20 protein-coding genes are annotated in these 17,625 nt (G+C 70.8%); 8 read left to right on the top strand and 12 right to left on the bottom strand.

What is annotated here, in order from left to right:
• Positions 1-36: 36 nt before the first annotated feature.
• From JOF29_RS10175 to JOF29_RS10190, 4 genes are read right to left on the bottom strand one after another with little or no spacing between them, the layout of a single operon-like run.
• Positions 37-1,224: an amidohydrolase gene (locus JOF29_RS10175; RefSeq protein WP_209693957.1), complete on the bottom strand. Its 1,188-nt coding sequence runs from the start codon at positions 1,222-1,224 to the stop codon at positions 37-39.
• A 22-nt stretch (positions 1,225-1,246) separates the two neighbouring features.
• Complete coding sequence (locus JOF29_RS10180; protein WP_209693958.1) at positions 1,247-1,864, bottom strand: GntR family transcriptional regulator; 618 nt, start codon at positions 1,862-1,864, stop codon at positions 1,247-1,249.
• Between the two features lie 48 nt (positions 1,865-1,912).
• Positions 1,913-2,560 carry a response regulator gene (locus JOF29_RS10185; RefSeq protein ID WP_209693959.1) on the bottom strand — a complete coding sequence of 216 codons (648 nt, stop codon included), beginning with the start codon at positions 2,558-2,560 and terminating at the stop codon, positions 1,913-1,915.
• Positions 2,557-3,501, bottom strand: coding sequence for a HAMP domain-containing sensor histidine kinase (locus tag JOF29_RS10190; RefSeq protein ID WP_209693960.1), 945 nt, complete (start codon positions 3,499-3,501; stop codon positions 2,557-2,559). The genes JOF29_RS10185 and JOF29_RS10190 overlap by 4 nt, the downstream gene beginning before the upstream one ends.
• A 124-nt stretch (positions 3,502-3,625) precedes the next feature.
• Here JOF29_RS10190 and JOF29_RS10195 point away from each other — a divergent pair, with 124 nt between their 5' ends.
• From JOF29_RS10195 to JOF29_RS10205, 3 genes are all read left to right on the top strand, one after another.
• Entirely contained in the window at positions 3,626-3,940 is a 315-nt protein-coding gene (locus JOF29_RS10195) for a TraR/DksA family transcriptional regulator (RefSeq protein ID WP_209693961.1), read from the top strand.
• Between the two features lie 8 nt (positions 3,941-3,948).
• Entirely contained in the window at positions 3,949-4,284 is a 336-nt protein-coding gene (locus tag JOF29_RS10200) for a TraR/DksA family transcriptional regulator (protein WP_209693962.1), read from the top strand.
• Positions 4,285-4,499: 215 nt separating this feature from the next.
• On the top strand, positions 4,500-5,039 hold the full coding sequence (locus JOF29_RS10205; RefSeq protein WP_209693963.1) for a rod shape-determining protein: 540 nt from the start codon (positions 4,500-4,502) through the stop codon (positions 5,037-5,039).
• A 43-nt stretch (positions 5,040-5,082) separates the two neighbouring features.
• Here JOF29_RS10205 and JOF29_RS10210 read toward each other — a convergent pair whose 3' ends face one another.
• The gene (locus JOF29_RS10210; RefSeq protein ID WP_209693964.1) at positions 5,083-5,571 is read right to left on the bottom strand and encodes a pyridoxamine 5'-phosphate oxidase family protein; all 489 of its coding nucleotides are present in this window, start codon (positions 5,569-5,571) and stop codon (positions 5,083-5,085) included.
• A gap of 83 nt (positions 5,572-5,654) precedes the next feature.
• Between JOF29_RS10210 and JOF29_RS10215 the strand changes: the two genes are divergently transcribed.
• On the top strand, positions 5,655-7,526 hold the full coding sequence (locus JOF29_RS10215; protein WP_245357531.1) for a hypothetical protein: 1,872 nt from the start codon (positions 5,655-5,657) through the stop codon (positions 7,524-7,526).
• Here the strand turns inward: JOF29_RS10215 and JOF29_RS10220 are convergent.
• Positions 7,519-8,214: an SDR family NAD(P)-dependent oxidoreductase gene (locus tag JOF29_RS10220; protein ID WP_209693965.1), complete on the bottom strand. Its 696-nt coding sequence runs from the start codon at positions 8,212-8,214 to the stop codon at positions 7,519-7,521. The genes JOF29_RS10215 and JOF29_RS10220 overlap by 8 nt on opposite strands.
• A 152-nt stretch (positions 8,215-8,366) precedes the next feature.
• On the opposite strand from JOF29_RS10220, the gene JOF29_RS10225 reads away from it, so the two are divergent.
• Complete coding sequence (locus JOF29_RS10225) at positions 8,367-9,362, top strand: sigma-70 family RNA polymerase sigma factor (protein ID WP_209693966.1); 996 nt, start codon at positions 8,367-8,369, stop codon at positions 9,360-9,362.
• Here JOF29_RS10225 and JOF29_RS10230 read toward each other — a convergent pair.
• The 3 genes from JOF29_RS10230 to JOF29_RS10240 form a co-directional block, all read right to left on the bottom strand.
• Complete coding sequence (locus JOF29_RS10230) at positions 9,345-10,049, bottom strand: isocitrate lyase/PEP mutase family protein (RefSeq protein ID WP_209693967.1); 705 nt, start codon at positions 10,047-10,049, stop codon at positions 9,345-9,347. The genes JOF29_RS10225 and JOF29_RS10230 overlap by 18 nt on opposite strands.
• 115 nt (positions 10,050-10,164) lie before the next feature.
• Entirely contained in the window at positions 10,165-10,644 is a 480-nt protein-coding gene (locus tag JOF29_RS10235) for a carboxymuconolactone decarboxylase family protein (protein WP_209693968.1), read from the bottom strand.
• Positions 10,645-10,732: 88 nt separating this feature from the next.
• On the bottom strand, positions 10,733-10,891 hold the full coding sequence (locus JOF29_RS10240; RefSeq protein ID WP_209693969.1) for a hypothetical protein: 159 nt from the start codon (positions 10,889-10,891) through the stop codon (positions 10,733-10,735).
• A 193-nt stretch (positions 10,892-11,084) separates the two neighbouring features.
• Between JOF29_RS10240 and JOF29_RS10245 the strand changes: the two genes are divergently transcribed.
• From JOF29_RS10245 to pdxR, 3 genes are read left to right on the top strand one after another with little or no spacing between them, the layout of a single operon-like run.
• Entirely contained in the window at positions 11,085-12,110 is a 1,026-nt protein-coding gene (locus JOF29_RS10245) for an NAD(P)-dependent alcohol dehydrogenase (RefSeq protein ID WP_245357532.1), read from the top strand.
• On the top strand, positions 12,107-12,970 hold the full coding sequence (locus JOF29_RS10250; RefSeq protein ID WP_209693970.1) for an SDR family NAD(P)-dependent oxidoreductase: 864 nt from the start codon (positions 12,107-12,109) through the stop codon (positions 12,968-12,970). Before JOF29_RS10245 ends, JOF29_RS10250 begins: the two co-directional genes overlap by 4 nt.
• Before the next feature lie 28 nt (positions 12,971-12,998).
• Positions 12,999-14,375: a MocR-like pyridoxine biosynthesis transcription factor PdxR gene (pdxR, locus tag JOF29_RS10255; protein WP_209693971.1), complete on the top strand. Its 1,377-nt coding sequence runs from the start codon at positions 12,999-13,001 to the stop codon at positions 14,373-14,375.
• A 412-nt stretch (positions 14,376-14,787) separates the two neighbouring features.
• Here the strand turns inward: pdxR and mmuM are convergent, their stop codons facing one another.
• The 3 genes from mmuM to JOF29_RS10270 all read right to left on the bottom strand — a co-directional run bounded on the left by mmuM (position 14,788) and on the right by JOF29_RS10270 (position 17,621).
• On the bottom strand, positions 14,788-15,711 hold the full coding sequence (gene mmuM / locus JOF29_RS10260; RefSeq protein ID WP_245357533.1) for a homocysteine S-methyltransferase: 924 nt from the start codon (positions 15,709-15,711) through the stop codon (positions 14,788-14,790).
• Positions 15,695-16,621 carry an FAD-dependent oxidoreductase gene (locus JOF29_RS10265; RefSeq protein WP_209693972.1) on the bottom strand — a complete coding sequence of 309 codons (927 nt, stop codon included), beginning with the start codon at positions 16,619-16,621 and terminating at the stop codon, positions 15,695-15,697. The genes mmuM and JOF29_RS10265 overlap by 17 nt, the downstream gene beginning before the upstream one ends.
• Positions 16,622-16,796: 175 nt before the next feature.
• Entirely contained in the window at positions 16,797-17,621 is an 825-nt protein-coding gene (locus JOF29_RS10270) for a M55 family metallopeptidase (RefSeq protein WP_209693973.1), read from the bottom strand.
• Positions 17,622-17,625 lie beyond the last annotated feature (4 nt).

A 17,625-nucleotide genomic window follows, 5' to 3' on the forward strand; every position in this document is an offset into this window, starting at 1 on the left:
ACGAGCCCAGCGTCCGCCCGACGACAGCTGTGGTACTCACACCTGGAGATCGCCGTCGCGAACGACGACCTGTCCAGCGGCGATCACGAACTCCCGGCGCGGCGCGCGAACCAGCACGTCCGGCGCGTTCTCCGCGTCCAGCAGCACGATGTCCGCCCGCGCACCGACGGCGAGACCGTGGTTCTCCCGGTGCACGAAGGTCGCGCCGTACGTCGTCGCGAGCTCCACCGCGTACGTCAGGTCCTCGTCCGTCCGCAGCCCGTGCAGCCGCGCGAACCCGCGGGCGATCTGCAGCAGGTCACCATCGCCGTACGGCGACCACAGATCGCGGATGCCGTCCGTACCGAGGCCGATCGGCACGCCCGCGGCCCGCATCTCGCGGAACGGCAGCGGCGCCGACGTTGGCGGGGCCACCGTGGTCCAGGAGATCCCGGCCGCACCGAGCAGTTCCACCAGCTCCGAGCGCCGCGCCGGGGCCAGCTCGCCGAGCGCGAACCCGTGCGACACGTTCACCTTGCCCTGCAGGCCTGCCTGGATCGTGCGCTCGGCGAGCAGTTCGTACTGGAACGCGCCGAGGTCGCCGTGGTCGTGCAGGTGCAGGTCGAGCCCGACGCCGCGCCGGACCGCGATCTCGAACAGCCCGTCCAGCTGGCCGACCGGGTCGCGGTCGATCGTCGCCGGGTCCAGTCCGCCGATGCTGGTCGCACCCTCCGCCGCGGCCTGGTCGAGCAGCTCGAGTACGCCGGGTCGGCGCAGTACCCCGTCCTGCGGGAACGCGACCAGCTCGACCTCGACCGCGCCGTTCAGCTCGGCCGCGGCCTCGAGGACGTTGGCGATCCCGCGCAGGCCGACGCCGAGGTCGACGTCGACGTGCGTCCGGGTGGCCGTCGTACCGTGCCGGAGGAACTCGCGCAGTACCGCCGACGCACCCTTGACGCTGGGGATCCCGTACTTGTCCCGCTCGGCGCGCTCGTGCGCGATCCGGCCCTGGGTGGTCGGCTGCCCGCCGTACGACACCCACGGCAGACCCCACCAGCTCTTGTCGACATGCGCGTGCGCGTTCACGAACCCGGGCAGCGCGAGCAGCCCGCGCCCCTCGACGCGCTGGTCGGCCGCGCCGCCGCTCCCGGCGGGGGAGAGTTCGGAGATGACACCGTCGACGACCACGACGTCGACCGCGCCGCCGCCCCAAGGGCGCACGTCAGCAAGCAGCAAAGAGGTCATACAAGGAATGGTATACCAAAATTCAGGACGGCTGGCCGCGGAGGGCTGCTCGGGCCTGGGCGAGGTGTTCGCCGGCGAGGCGTTCGGCGAGGGCTACGTCTCGGTTGGCGATCGCGGCGCAGAGTTCGCGGTGCTGCTGGACGACTCCGAGCAGGTCGTCGTGCTGGGCGAGCAGCCAGCGCATCCGGCTGCGGAGTGGTCGCTCGATCTCGACCAGGAGTTCGTTGGACGCCAGTTCGGTGACCTGCTCGTGGAAGTCCGCAGCCTTCCGCCGGGCCAGCACAGCGTTCCCGGCCTCCGCGGCCTCCAGGTGCTCGTCGAGCGTTGCCTGCAAGCGATCCAGCCCCTCGCGGGTACGCCGTTCCGCGGCCAGCCGGAACGTCAACGGCTCGAACGCCGTCCGCACCTCCAGCAGATCCGCGATGTCGGAGTCGGTGAACGTCCGCACCACCGCCCACGACCGCGGCCGCAGCGTCACCAGCCCCTCGCCGACGAGCGCCTTCAGCGCCTCCCGCACCGGCACCCGGCTGACATTCAGAGCGGTCGCCAGCTCGCGCTCGACAAGCCGTTCACCGGGCGCGCGGACCCCGTCGAGGATCTCCTCCCGCAACAACCGCGTCACCCGCTCGGTCTCGGACACCCGCGCCCTCCCTCCGGATTTGGCATACCATTATCCACGCCCATGACCTCAGGGTTCGAGCAGCCCGGCCCGGATCGCGTACCGGGTCAGGTCCAGCCGGTCCCGGAGCCCGAGCTTCTGCAGGATGTTGGACCGGTGCCGCTCGACGGTCTTGACGCTGATCGTGAGCAGCTCGGCGATCTCCTTCGAGGAGTTGCCCTCGGCAACCAGCTTGAGGATCTCCTCCTCGCGCGCGGTGAGGATCTGCCGCGGCAGGTCGGCGCCCTGCCGGACCCGCTCCAGGTAGCTGCGCACCAGCCGGGTCATCGCGCCCGGGTACAGGAACGGCTCGCCGCGCATCGTCGCCCGGCAGGCCTCGACGAGGTCCCGGTCGAGCACCGACTTCAGCACGTACCCGGACGCGCCGGCCTTCAGAGCCTGGAAGAAGTACTGCTCGTTGTCGTACATGGTGAGCATCAGCACCCGTACGTCCGGTGCGACCGCGGACAGCTCGCGGGCCGCCTGCAGCCCGGTCATCCGCGGCATCGCGATGTCCAGGATCGCCAGGTCCACCGGCTGCCGGCGGCAGATCGCGACCGCCTCGCTCCCGTCGGACGCCTCCGCGACCACGGCGAGATCCGGCTCGCCGTCGAGGATCAGCCGCACGCCACGCCGTACCAGCGCGTGATCGTCGGCCAGCAGGATCTTCGTCGTCATGCGCGGCTCCCAACGGTCAGGCTGACCTGCGTACCGCCGTCCGGCCCGTCGCCGACCTCCAGCGTCGCGCCGATCAGCAACGCCCGCTCCCGCATCCCGCGGATCCCGGCGCCCTCGTGCGCCGGCCCGGTGCCGCGCCCGTCGTCCTCGATCCGCAGTACGACCGCCGAGTCCTCCCGCAGCAGCGACAGCTCGATCCGCGACGCACCCGCGTGCCGGGCCACGTTCGTCAGGCTCTCCTGCGCCACCCGGTACAGCACCAGCTCCGTCTGCTCGTCCAGCTCCAGCCCGCTGTCGAACCGCCGGTGGATGTCCAGCCCGGTGTGGTCCGACACCTCGGTGGCGAGCGCGGTCAGCGCACTGGTCAGCCCGAGATCCTCCAGTACGCCGGGCCGCAGCCGGTGCGCGAGTCGCCGTACCTCGTCCAGACTCGCCCGGGTCGTCTCCTGCGCCTGCACCAGCTCGTTCCGCAGTCCCGGATCCGGCGAGCGATCGGCCGCCCGCTTCAGATCCATCAGTACGGCGGTCAGCGTCTGCCCGACCTCGTCGTGCAGCTCGCGCGCGATCCGCCGGCGCTCGGACTCCTGCGCCGACAACGCCCGCGCCGCACTGGTCGCCCGCTCCTCCTCCAGCCGGTCGAGCATCGCGTTGAACGCCCGCAGTACATCCGGTACGCCGCCGTGCCCCTGCACGGGAAGCCGCTGCCCGGGCCGCAGTACGTCGACCGTGGACATCCGCCGGTTCAGCCGGGCCAGCGGGGCCAGGCCGACCCGCAGCAGCACCGCGTTCGCGACGAGCATCACGGCGAGCCCGCCGATCAGTACGGACGCCTCGGTGAACAGCACCGGCACCGAGACCGTCACCGGCGCCCACAGCAGCAGGGCGGTCGCAGCGCCGAGCACGACCGCGTTGAGAGCGAAGATCCGCCAGAACAGCGCCACCGCGGGCACGCTCCTTCCGTGAACGAGATTCCCGCCACTATGGCAGCCCTGCGGCGTTCGCACCGGCGCAAGATGGGTGTTGGTCCCGATAGGCAACCCGCGCGGCAGCGGCCATGGTGTGGGCATGAACACCCCGAAGACCGCACCCACCGACCACCGGGTGCACGAGACCCTGCAGCGGCTGCAGCACGAGCGGAACACGCGGCTCGCGCAGCTGAACGCGATGGAGGCCGACAAGCCGAACTCCAACGAGGACCTGGCGACGGCCCAGACGACCGCGATCCGGCTGGTTCTGAAGGAGATCGACGCCGCCGTGGAGCGCGTCTCGGACGGGACGTACGGCGTCTGTGGCGGCTGCAACGCGCGGATCCCGGTCGGCCGGCTGGAGATCCTGCCGTACGTCCGGTACTGCGTCCGCTGCCAGCAGCGGGCCCTCTGAGGAGATTCGTGAACAGCCAGGCTCGGACCAATCGACGCAACGGGGGCCTGCCGCACGACGAACTCGCAGTACTGCGGGCGAAACTGCTCGACCAACGCGCCTTCCGAAGCGAACAGCTGGCCGGCTACGGCGGGAGCGCGGTACTGGACGAGGTGCACGGCCAGCTGGTGGGTGCGGCCCGGCATGTCCTCGCAGACGTCGAGGCCGCCCTGGACCGAATGAACACCGGCCACTACGGCCACTGCCGAGCCTGCCGCACCGCCATCGACCTGCCCCGCCTCCGAATCTGCCCGGAGTCGCTGTACTGCGTCACCTGCCACCGCGAACGGGAAACCGACCAGTGAAACCCACACACGCGTCGGTGAGTGCCCTGCGTCGGCTGGGGGCGGATGGTGGGGTGCGGGGTGTGGCCTTGGATGTTGGGAGTGCTCGTGCTCGGGTTTGGAGTTCTGAGCGGGGGCTGGTCCTGGATGCGCCGACTGCTGGGCGTGGGCGGCGGCTGGTGTCGCGAGGGGCCTTTGCTGATCTTGCGGGAGTGGTTGCGCTGGTCAGTGCTGTCGTGGCTGACGGGCGGCGTGATCGGCTGAGCGCGGTGGTCACCACGCCGGTGCTGTGCGATGACACGCACCGGGAGAACGTTCGTACTGTGCTGGCTGAGCTCGGTGTCGCCTCGGTCGTGCTGATCGACGGGGTGAAGGCAGCGGCGTTCGGCGCCGGCACGGACGTAACCGAGCCGCTCCTCGTCGTCGACATCGGCGCCCAGCTCACAGAAGTGGCGCTGGTCGCGGGCGGCGCCGTCGTCGAGGCACGACGTACCGCACTCGGCCTCGACGACGTACGTACGGTGTTCCCGATCGTCGAGGTGGTCGGCGAGGCGCTGCTCGAGCTGCTCCGCGGCGACTCCGGCGCCCAGGTCGTCGACGCGCTCGACCGCGGCGTCCTGCTGACCGGCGGCGGCGCGCTCCGCCCGGAGATCACCTACAAGCTCGGCCAGCGCCTCGGCGCCCCGGTCACCCCGGCCCCAGCGCCGCACACGGCCGCCGTCCGCGGCGCCGCCGCAGCCCTCCAAGCCATCCATCGCCACCCAACCAGCACCTAGCCCCACGGCTCGGCAAACCACAGGCCGGCCCCCGACCGGGCACCTAGCCGGCGGCCTTCTCCTGGATCAGGTCTTCGACAGCCTTCGGGATGGTGGTCTCGAAGTCGAGGAGCTTCGCCCAGGTCAGGGTGATCCGGATGACCACCATCTCGTCGTACAGCGCTGTCACGCCCTCGACCCACCCGGGGTACTGCTCGTCGGTCATCACCTTGTGGCCGGCGACCAGGTAGCCCTCGGGTACGCCGGGCACCAGCTCCAGCTCGGCCGTGCCGCGGAGCAGCAGGACCTTCGGCGGGAACGCGCCGGTGTCGATGGTGAGCGCGACCTTCGGGTTCTTCCGCAGCGCGGCGACCTTGGCGGACTTCGGCACGGTCGCGATCGCGAGCTGGTCGCCCTCGACCCAGAACCCGATCGGGATCACCCGCGGGTCGCCGTCCAGGCCGTCGTACGCGAGCCGGGCCGGCTCCGGGCCGTTCAGGAGCTGCTGGGAGTACGGCTTGGCCAGGATCTCGGCGATCTGCTGCTGGTTCATGACTCTTGTCCTATCTCTGAGTGGCTTCTTAACCGGGGGACGGAGCCGCCGACGGGTTCTCGACATCGATAGGTTGGCGAATCGTGGAAAGTTTTGACTTCGGTCGCGGGACGGTCCAGCTCGCCGACGACGGGTCGGTTGCCCAGGTGCTGCATCCGGACGGGCGCCGCGTGCTGCTCGACGAGGCCCATGATGGCGGAGTGCACGACAGCCTGCACGCATGGGGCAAGGGGTTCGTGGTCACCGACCGCGGCTCGTACCGCTTCGACACCCCGGTGCACACCCGGTGGCGAAGCAGCGGGATCGACCTCCTGTACCAGTTCGGCGACCTCGAGCTGCGGGTCGGCCGCCGGTTCGGCGAGCGGTGGACCGAGACGTACGAGCTGCGCAACACCGGCGACGCCCCGATCGAGCTGGGATCGGTCGCGATCAGTACGCCGTACCGCGACGTCTACACGTCCAGCCGGGAGAGCCTGACCGGCTCCGTGCACGCGCATGTGTGGACGGGCGGCGCGGACGCGTGGGTCTGGGCGACGCCGATGGACGGCAGCGGCCCGGGCCTCGGGCTACAGCTGACCGAGGGCGAGCTCTGGGCGTACTCCGTGGAGTCCCGCGAGCCCGGCACCAGCAGCAACATCCGCGGGCACATCTACTTGCACGTCACCGACCACGCCCGCGCGCCGCACGCGATGGGCGGCCAGCCGGCGATCACGCTCGCACCCGGCGCGACGTACCGCTGGACCTGGCAACTGAGCTGGTACGACGACCTGCCGGCCTTCCACGCGGACCGATCACCGCTGATCGCCGCGGACCGTCTCGCCGCGGAAGTGGGGGAGACCCTCGAATTCACCGGGGCCGCCGCGCTGACCAGCGACGTGCCGGGTGTCCACCACGTCGAGTCGACCGACGGCCGATCCCGGATCGCGGTCCTCTTCCACGAGCCGCTACGCGTGATCGCCGAGCGCCGAGTCCGGTTCGTCCTCGACCACCAGCGGCGGCCCGAGCTGGCCGGGAGCCGCAAGTACGCCTTCGTGCCGTACGACAACGACAGCGGCCTCACTGTGCTGGCGAGCGCGTGGCGGGACTGGTCCGACGCCCGCGAGCGTGTCGGCATGGCCCTGCTGCTGCAGGAGGTTCGCGACCGCGGCTGGGGCGACCGTGCCGAGCTGGACGTGGCGCTGGCCGGGTACGAGCAGTTCGTCCGCGAGTACCTGCTGGACCACGAGGGCACGATCCACGACGACAGCGTCCACCAGAACGCCGTACGGCTCTACAACTTCCCGTGGTTCGCGCGCTTCCTGCTCGGGCAGGGCGACCGGGACGGCGCGACCCGGATCCTCAACCGGTACTACGAGCTGGGTGGCGACCACTTCCTCGCCTTCGACCTCGGCCCGCTCCTGACCGACCTCGGCCTGGAGGAGCACCTCGTCCGGCACGCGCAGACCTTCATCGGGTACGGCGACGAGCTGCCGCCGCACGAGGTCAACTACGAGCAGTCGATGGTGGCCCCGCTGCTCGAGCTGCTGGCTGCGGCGTACCAAACCGGCAAGATCGACGGCGCCGAGCTGACCCGCCGCCTCCCGTGGCTGACCGCGTTCGCCGCCGACCAGCCCGACGTACGGCTGCGGCACGTCCCGATCCGGCACTGGGACGGGTATTGGTTCGGCCGGCTGCGGCTCTGGGGCGACGTCTTCCCGCACTACTGGTCCGCGCTGAGCGCCGTCGTGTACGCCGCCTGGCCGCGGGACCTGGTGACGCCCGAGCAGGCCGACTGGCTCGACCGCGCCGAGGAGGCGATCCTCCGGGCGAACCTGGTCAGCTTCGCCCCGGACGGGTCGGCCACGTGTGCGTTCGTGTACCCGAGCTGCGTGAACGGTCAGCCCGCCCACGTGGCCGACCCGCTCGCGAACGACCAGGACTGGGCCTTGGTGTACGCGTTGCGCCGGCTCAGCTGAGCAGCGCGGCGTTCTGCCGTTCGAGCGTCTTGACCGCGCCGGACGCCCAGCCCGGAGCGAGCGTCGCGGACAGGGCGTCCGGGAAGATCTCCTCGTCACCGGCCGCCACGCCGTCGAAGATCGCCCGCGCCACCGACTCCGGCGACGCCTTCGGTACGTCGAGGTCGCGGGACATCTCGGTGTCGGTCGGACCCGTCAGTACGGCGTGGACCCGGACGCCATGCGGGGCGAGCAGCGCCCGCTGCGCCTGGGTGAGCGAGAACGCGGCCGCCTTGGAGATCGAGTACGCCGGGATCATCGGCAACGAGGCGAGCGCCGCCACGGACAGGACGTTGACGATCGCCCCGCGTGCCTCGATGAGCTGCGGGAGGAACGCGGTGGCGAGGGCGTGCGGCCCGAACAGGTTCACGGCCAGGTGCTGTTCGAGCAGGGCGCGGTCGCTGAGGTTGTCGTACGCCGCGAGGCCCGCGTTGTTGACCAGGACATCCAGGGACTCGACGGTCTTCGCCGCCGCCTCGATCTGCGCCTGGTCGGTCACGTCCAGGTCGAGGTACGTCACCCGGGAGTCCTTGTGCGTCAGCGGAACCCGCGTCCCGGCGTACACGCGTTCTGCGCCTTGACGCAGGGCCTCCTCGACGAGTGCTTGTCCGATGCCCCGGTTGGTGCCCGTGATCAGGACGGTGTGCATGGTGTTCTCCGTTCGGCTGTCGCAGTGCTTCACAGTGCTTTCACAGTGGACAGACCGCGCGGGCTGCGGGAACTGGTCGCGCGGGGACCGATCAGTTCGGGCGCGTGCCGGTGTCAGCAACGGTAGGAGAAGAATGGCGACGGAGGTGTCTCATGCCGGACGAACTGCTGCAGCGGGCGCGTGAGGGTGACCGGGACGCGTTCGCGGCGCTGGTCGCGCCGTATCGCGCGGAGCTGCAGCTGCACTGCTACCGGATGCTCGGGTCGCTGCAGGACGCCGAGGACGCGCTGCAGGAAACGTTGCTCTCGGCATGGATCGGGCTGAGCGGGTTCGAGGGCCGCTCGTCGGTGCGCACCTGGCTGTACCGGATCACCACCAACCGGTGCCTGAACCTCCTGCGGTCGACGTCCCGCCGGCCGCTGCCCGCCGTACCGCTGCCGGTGCCCGCGCCGGAGCCGTCCCGGTCGGGCGAGGTGCTGTGGTTGCAGCCGTACCCCGACGACCTGCTCGAAGGACTTCCGGATCGGCTGCCCGGGCCGGAGGCGCGGTACGAGTCGCGCGAGGCGATCTCGCTGGCGTTCGTGACCGCTGTGCAGTTGCTCCCGCCGAACCAGCGCGCGGTGCTGTTGCTGCGCGACGTACTGGGGTATCGGGCAAGCGAGACCGCGGAGCTGCTCGGGCTGACCGAGGCCGCCGTCAACAGTGCGCTCGCGCGGGCTCGGGTGACTGTGGACGAGAAGACGGTCGCGAGCCCGGCCACGACTGCGGACGAGCAGGCGCTGACCGAGCGGTTCGTGGCGGCATTCACCGCGCAGGACGTCGACGCGTTGATCGCGCTGATGACCAGCGACGCCTGGGTGCGGATGCCGCCACTGCCGTTCGAGTACCAGGGCACCGAGGCCGCGCGCCGGTTCTTCACCGCGCTCGCCGCGCACCGGCGGCAGATCGCGGCCATGGTGCCGGTGCGCGCGAACGGTCAGCCGGCCTGGGGCGAGTACATCCGGGACCCGGTCACCGGCGGCCTGCACCTGATCGGGGTGCTGGTGATCGGCATCGCCGGCGACCGGATCCACGAGATCGTGCACTTCGAGACCACGGTCGCGCCGTACTTCGGTCTCCCGCGCACGCTCTCAGAGCCGGGGGAGTAGCCCGCGCAACTGGTCCATCACGTACTTGTGCAGGCTGGTCCCGTACGAGATCCGCGTGGCGCCCGCGGCCGCCAGCTCGGTCTGGGTGGGTCCGTCCGGGGCCGCGTGCCCGTTGATCGGTCCGCCGACGCCTTCCGCCACCTGCCGGAGCTGGTCGAGCGGCGCGAGGATCGGGTACACGCAGTCGGCCCCGGCACGGCGGTACTCGCGTCCCCGGCGTACCGCCTCGGTCACCGGATCGTCGAGCCGCCGTACGAACGTGTCCACGCGGGCGTTGATCACCAGCTCGGCGCCTGCAGCCGCCCGTACCTCGGCCAGGTAGTCGGACTGCTGCGCGACGTCGACCAGCCCGCCGCCGACCGAGTCCTCCAGGTTGCAGCCGACCGCTCCGGTCTCCAGCAGCCGCTCCGCGAACTCGTTCGGCGGCAGCCCGTACCCGGCCTCCATGTCGGCCGTCACCGGTACGTCGACCGCACGGGCGATCTGCGCCACCGCGGCGAACATCGTCTCCGGCGGGGTCAGCTGCCCGTCGTCGTACCCGAGAACCCGGGCGACCGCCCCGCTGCTGGTGGCAACAGCGGGGAAGCCGGCGTCGGCGATCAGCCGGGCGCTCACCGGGTCCCAGGCGTTCGGGAGGACCAGGGGAGTGCCGCCGTGGTGCAGTGCTCTGAAGAGTTCGGCGGTCATGGGGCCTCCCTGTCTGGACTGAGGAGTGGAGGGAGCGAAGCGACTGGAACGACGAGGGAAGACAGGGAGCAACAGCCCCATGACCCGCCGCGACGGAGTCGCGGCATCAATACCGTCATGGCTTGTAGTGGCCGGGCTCCATCTTCCCGGTGACGCCGACGCGGGTCCACATGTTGATCGTGATGATCAGCGCGATCAGCTGGGCCAGGTCCTGCTCGTCGAACGCCTGCGCCGCGACCTCGTACACGTCGTCCGGCACGTGGTCGACGCTGATCAGCGTGATCGCCTCGGTCAGCTGCAGCGCCGCCTTCTCCTGCTCGGTGTAGAACTTCTGCGCCTCCCGCCACACCGGCAGCAGGGCGATCCGCTGCTGCTGCTCCTCGCCGAACTGCAGGAGGTCGAGCGAGTGCATGTCGGTGCAGTACGCGCACCCGTTGAGCTGTGAGGCCCGGATCCGCACCAGGTGCGCCAGCTTCGGGTCGAGCCCGTTGTCGGACACCTTGTCCAGCTCGATCAGCGCCTTGTAGAAGTCCGGTACCAGGGTGGCGAGCTTGACCCGCCTCCGCCTGAATGTGCTTTGTGTCGTTGTGCTCATGACTTCACGCTATGACCGGATCGGCCCAGTTGCATGGTCCACTTCCTCGGAAGATCCACGGGCCAATCCGGTCAGCGACGACGACCTGTCAGGCCTTGTCACGCCGTACGAGGTTGCGCAGCTGGGTCCAGGCGCTGCGCAGCGGATTACGCGGCGCGTGCTTCGTGAGCGGCTTCATCAGCTCGTCGACGGGCGACGGCGGCGGAACGGGCGCGGGGGTTTCGGGCGTGCTCTGCGGTTCGGACATGACGTTTCCCTGACGGGAGGGCCGGCTTGGCTGCACCACGAGGTGGGATGTCGTCGTTTCCGGAGCTACCGCCACAGTACGCCCGTACGGACCGGAAAGCGCTGGCCGCCCCGACGACAGGGTTAACGTACTGAGTACGAAAGGCCATCGGCGCTGGGGGCTCCGACATCGAGCACACCCAGGGGGAAACACCATGGCCAGCACCACGACGACCACGATGCGAGCGATCGTGCAGGACCGGTACGGGGACGCCGACGTCCTGCAGCTGCGGCAGATCGCCCGTCCCGAACCGGCCGCGGACGAGGTACTCATTCACGTGCACGCCGCCGGCCTCGACCGCGGCACCTGGCACGTGATGACGGGGACGCCGTACCTGCTCCGGCTCGGCTTCGGGTTTCGCGGCCCGCGGAACCCCGTGCCCGGGCGAGATGTCGCCGGCACGGTCGAGGCCGTCGGCGCCGCCGTGACGAAGTTCTCCGTCGGTGACGAGGTGTACGGCGTCGCGCCGGGCTCGTTCGCCGAGTACGCCGTCACGCGTGCGGGCAAGCTCGCCCGCAAGCCGGCCAACCTCTCCTTCGAGCAGGCCGCCGTGGTCCCGGTCTCGGCGCTCACTGCGCTGGATGCGGTGACCACCGGCCGGATCGAGGCCGGTCAGCACGTGCTGGTCATCGGCGCGTCGGGTGGCGTCGGCAGCTACGCCGTCCAGCTGGCCAAGGCCTTCGGCGCGGAGGTCACCGGCGTTGCCGGCACCTCCAAGCTCGACCTCGTCCGGGCGCTCGGCGCCGATCATGTCATCGACTACACGCGCGACGACTTCGCGGGAAGGGGGAATCGCTACGACCTGATCATCGACATCGCCGGCAACCCCACGTTGTCCCGCCTGCGACGCGCGCTCACACCCACCGGGACGGCCGTCATCACAGGTGGCGAGGACGGCGGCAGTTTCAGCGGCGGCATGAACCGGCAGTTCCGTGCGCTGGCCCTGTCGCTCTTCGTGCGCCAGCGGCTGACCTTCATCGTCAACAAGGAACGTGGCCGCGACCTCGAACGACTCACGGCCCTCATCGAGGCAGGCAAGGTCACTCCGAGTCTCGACCGGACCTACCCACTCGATCAGGTCCCGGACGCCATCCGCCGGCTGACCACCGGCGAGGTCCGCGGCAAGATCGCCATCACCGGCCTGGAGGAAAAGTTCGTCGAGCGCGCGGAGGTCACATGACATCCGGCCAGGAGGGGCAGGCGACAGGCTGGACGGTTCTGGTCACCGGCGGCACCGGCGGCATCGGGAAGGCGACAGCCGCCGGCCTCGCCGCCCTGGGCGCCCGTGTCGCGATCACCGGCCGCGACCGCGGGCGGGCCGAAGCCGCCGCAGCCGAGATCCGTGCGGCGACCGGGGGCCAGGTTGACGTGTTCGTCGCCGACCTGACCTCGCAGGCAGAGGTACGGCGGATGGCCGCCGACGTTCTCGCGGACCTTCCGCGGATCGACGTACTGGTCAACAACGTCGGGGGCTACTGGAACACCCGGCATGTCACAGCCGACGGGCTCGAGCGCACCTTCGCACTCAATCACCTGGCTCCGTTCCTGCTCACCGGGCTGCTGCTCGAGCGGCTTGGGGACAGCGGGGCGGGCCGGGTGGTCACAGTGTCGTCAGGCGCACATTACGGTGCTCGGATCAACTTCGAGGATCTGCAGGCGGAGCGGTCCTACTCCGGTGAACGGGCATACGGCCAGTCCAAGCTCGCGAACATCCTGTTCACCCGCGAGCTCGCCAAACGATTGCACGGGACCACCGTCACCGCCAACGCCCTGCATCCCGGCGTCGTGCGCACGTCCTTCGGCGGCGAAGACCCCAGCAGCGTGCAGCGAGTGCTCGTTCCGCTGCTGTGGCCGTTCCTGAAGTCTCCGGCCCGGGGTGCCGCCACCTCGATCCACTTGGCGTCGGCACCTGGTCTCGAACACGTGTCCGGACAGTACTTCGTCAACGGCAAGCCCAAAGCGTCCTCCTCGCGCAGCCACGACGAGGCCGATGCGAGGCGGCTCTGGGAGATCAGCGAGGAACTGGTCGCGGCGGGCTGACTCCGAGGGCCGCGATAAGGTCCGGCTCATGGAGGATTCCGAGGCGGCCGGGGCGGATCTTCATCTGGATCTGGCCGCGGCGCGGGGTCGCAACGAGCTCGTCCACGCCTTGCACGAGTCGATCCGGACCGGACGGTTGCCTGCTGGGACACGGTTGCCGTCGTCGCGGTCGCTGGCGAAGGATCTCGGGATCGCGCGGAACACGGTGGCGGACGCGTACGGGCAGCTGGTCGCGGAGGGCTGGCTGATCGCGCGGCAGGGGTCCGGGACGGTGGTCGCGAACCGGGCCGCGGTCCCGGCGACCCCCGCGGTTTCGTTGCCGGAGGCCCGTAGTTTCCGGTACGACCTGACGCCCGGCGCGCCGGACGTGGCGACGTTCCCGCGGGCCGAGTGGCTGGCCGCGACGCGGAAGGCGCTGACCGCGGCGCCGAACGAGGCCTTCGGGCTGGGCGACCCGCGCGGGCGGATCGAGCTGCGGCGGGTGCTCGCGGACTACCTCGCGCGGGCGCGCGGCGTCCGGGCCGACCCGGAGCGGATCCTGATCTGCTCCGGGTACGTGCAGGCGCTGAGTTTGCTGAGCGAGGCGATCAAGAACCTCGGCGGTACGACGATGGCGGTCGAGGAGTTCGGGTATGCACTGCACCGGGAGGTGATCCGGGCGCGCGGGCTGTCCGTTGCCGGCGTACCGGTGGATTCGTTCGGCGCGCAGACGTCCGCGTTGACCGGGCAGGGGGTGCTGCTGACGCCGGCGCACCAGATGCCGACGGGTGTCCCGCTCGCGCCGGAACGCCGTACGGCGGCCGTCGAGTGGGCGCGGGAGTCCGGGGCAGTGCTGATCGAGGACGACTACGACGGCGAATTCCGGTACGACCGGCAGGCGGTCGGCGCGCTCCAGGCGCTGGATCCGGAGCGGGTCGTCTACACCGGCACGGCCAGCAAGAGCCTGGCACCCGGGCTGCGGCTCGCGTGGATGGTGCTGCCACAGCGCCTGATCGAGCCGGTGGTCGCCGCCAAACGCACGGCCGACTACCAGACCGCCACTGTCGAGCAGCTGGTCCTCGCCGAATTCATTGCCTCCGGCCACTACGACCGCCACGTCCGCCGCTCCCGCCTGCACTACCGCCGCCGCCGCGACCGCCTCGTCGAACTGCTGGGCGTCCGCGCACCGACCGTCAAGGTGGCCGGCATCTCCGCAGGCCTCCACCTCCTCCTGGACGTCCCCGGCGACGCCGAAGACATCGTCACCCGAGCCGCCCGCCAAAGCCTCGGCCTGGCCTCCCTCACCACCTACCACGTCAACCCCACCCCAGCCACCCGCCAAGCAGTCATCGTCGGCTACGGCACCCCACCCGACCACGCCTACCCCGGCGCCCTAGACCTCCTCTGCCAAGTCCTCGGCGTCTAACCCATACCCACACCCACGTCCACACCCACGTCCACACCCACGTCCGCACCCCCGGGTGCCCGCGCCTGGTACCACCGCCCGAAGGTGGGTCGTGGGACAGGGTCTGGTGTCGCGGCACACGCAATAGCCTGTCCCCAGAGCCCACAACCTGTGCGCGCCTCCACCGCCCGCCCGCCCGCCCGCCCGCCCGTCCACCCACCCACCCGGCCGTCCGGCGCCGGTCGGCCGGCGCCGGCGCAGACGCGGTCGCCCCATCCGCGCCGGCCCCATTTCAGAGGTTCACCCTCGCTGTTGCCCCTTCCCCTCTGGTGTGCGAGGGGTGAACCGACAATCTGCGAGGTGAACCGCTGAAATGGGAGCCCGGGATCTCGGGAGGTGGGACGGCAGGCCGCCCTCTCTCGACTGGTCCAGGCTAGGCGGTGCCCGCCGCGAGGGCTCGGATGTCCTCCGGGCCGACGCGGCAGCAGCCGCCGACGTACCGTGCGCCGGCGTTGAACCAGCCCGGCGCGAAGGCAGCCGGTCCCGCGCCGTCGCCCACCCAGGTGCGTGCGACCGCGTCCCATGCCTCGCCGCGGTTGGGGTAGGCGACTGCGGGTTTGCGGGTGACGGTGACGGCGGTCTCGACGGCCGCCTGCACATCCGTGGGTTTGCAGCAGTTGATGCCGACGGCGATCACCTGGGGGATGGCGGCGGGGATTGCGAAGGCGTCGGCGAGTGGTTGGCCGGCGCGGGTGTGCAGGCCTTCGATCGAGTACGAGAACCATGCGCGTACGTCGAGTTCGGCGAGCAGGGCGACGAGGATCTCGGCCTCGTCGGTGTCCGGGATGGTCTCGATGGCCAGCAGGTCGGGTCCGGCGGCGGCGAGGAGTTCCAGGCGCGGGCCGTGGAAGTCGCGGAGGACCTGCGCACTCACGCCGTACCGGCCGCGATACTCCGAGCCGTCCGCCAGCATCGCGCCGTACGGACCGACGGAGGCGGCGACCAACCGCCGCCCGCCCAACCCGGCACCCGGCCGCGGCTCGTCCGCCCCGCCATCCGCTGCGAACTCGTCGCGGACGTCGCGGGCGATTCGGACACTGCTCGCGATCAGGTGCTCGGCCTCGGTACGCGAGAGGCCGGCGCGTTCGAAGCCGATGACGCTCGCCTGGTAGCTGGCGGTCGTGGCGACCATCGCGCCGGCCTCGTAGTACGCGCGGTGGACGGCGGCGATCTCCGCCGGGTCGTCCCGCAGCAGCCGGGCGGACCACAGTGTGTCGGACAGGTCGTGGCCGCGGTCCTCCAAGGCGTTCGACAGGCCGCCGTCGAGGATGACCAGCCGGTCAGATGCCGCGGACAAGTTCCAGGACCTCGTCGGCGCAGCCCCAGGAGAGGGTGACGCCGGAGCCGCCGTGGCCGTAGCAGTGGATGACGGGTTCGCCGGTGTGGGTGCGGACGAGCTCGCAGCGGATGGCGGGGCGGGCGGGGCGGAGGCCTACGCGTTGGCGGATGATCTTGGCGTCGCGGAGTTGGGGGACCAGCTCGGCGGCCCGGTCGAGGATCTGCCGGGTGGTGTGCGGGTCGACGGCGAGGTTCCAGTCGCCGGGCTGGCTGGTGCCGCCGACGACCACGTCGTTGCGGCGCGGGACGACGTACGTCAGTTCGTCGGGGGAACGGTCCGCCAGCAGCCATTCGGTCAGGCCGCACGGCTCGACGGTCAGCACCTGGCCGCGGACCGGCGTCACGGTCGGGTCGCTCGCGGTCAGGCGGCCGCCGAGTCCGGTGCAGTTCACCACCAGGTCGGCCCCGGTCGGCAACGCGGACAGGGCCGCGCGGGTGAGCGTCCCGCCCGCGGCCTCGAGTCGTTTCACCAGCGACGGCAGGTACGCCGGCATGTCGATCACCGGCACCGTGAACGCCCACCCGTCCGCGAACCCGGCCGGCGGCGACCCGACGCGGGTGAGATCCGGCAGTACGTCGGCCCACGGCGGATCCGGTGCCGGCTGCACCAGGAACTCCCGCCCGTGCTTGAGCTGCACGGCCGGCTCGTGCTCGGCGAGCTTCGTGAACTCCTCGTACGTCGCCCGCGACCAGCCGGCCACCCGGTCCGCCGGCGCCGACAGGTACGGGTACCAGATCGCGGCCGCGACCGACGAGGTCGTCTCCAGGGGCAGATCGCGGGCGAACACGGCCACGTCGTACCCGCCCTCGGCGAGCCGGATGGCACAGCTCAGCCCGATCACGCCCGCACCCACCACGATCACGCGCATTAACACAGTGTTACCTACGCACCGAGATCACGCCAGCGAGCGGTCGAGTCAGCAGTTCGACAGTACGTATACGTCTGTCGCCGCCGGCCGTACGCCTGGCGCGGGGAGATGGCCAGTGCAGTAGGCGTATACGTACTGTTGAGCTGCACAAGGTTGGGTGCACGGGTGAACGCGGTTACTCGCTGACGCCGCGGCTCAGGAAGACCGTTGCGACGAACGTCCGGTAGAGCTGCAGCGGATCGTCGTTGCGCAGGGCAACGACCTTGTCCTCGCGACGCTCGACCCCGCGCAGCTCGCAGGCCAGCTCGGCGAACGCGCGGCCGTGGAACCGCACGGTCAGCTCGGCCGGCAGCGTGATGCTCGGCGGCCGGATGTCGCTCAGCCGGGCGAGCGCGCGCCGTGCCCCGTCGTGGATCAGCTCCCGCGCCCGCTCCGGGTGTACGGACAGCGCGGCGTTGTGCGAGACCGACTCCTTCACCACGACCGACTCGATGTCCGGGCAGAACGGCTGCGTCTCGTCGATCGTGGTCCGGTCCCCGGAGATCAGTACGACGGGCACCTGGTGGGCGAGCGCCGCGAGCGCGTTGATCCCGGCCTCTCCGGTGATCGCGCCGTTCAGCCGTACCTCGGCGATCGCCCGTGGGTTGTACGTGTGGTGCAGGACGGAGCCGGTCGCCCCGGCGGAGCCGTGGTACGAGACAAAGAAGATCGCGTCGAACGAGTCGTCCAAGCCCTGCATCATGTAGAGCGGCTTGTGCTTGCCGGACAGGTAGCTCGCGCGGCCGTGCAGCTCGTCCGGGCGGAGGTTCTGCATCGTCGAGTGCGAGTCGTTGACCAGGAACTCGGTCCCGCCCGCCGCCAGCGCGCCGTCGATCGCGGCGTTCACCTCGGCCTGCAGCTGGCCGCGGTAGTACTCGTACTCGGTGGCAGGCCCGCGCGCCTGACTCCAGTCGACGACCCCCGCCGTACCTTCCATGTCCGTTGACAAGAAGAGCTTCATGAAG

The sequence above is a fragment of the Kribbella aluminosa genome (assembly GCF_017876295.1).
Classification (GTDB): Bacteria; Actinomycetota; Actinomycetes; order Propionibacteriales; family Kribbellaceae; genus Kribbella; species Kribbella aluminosa.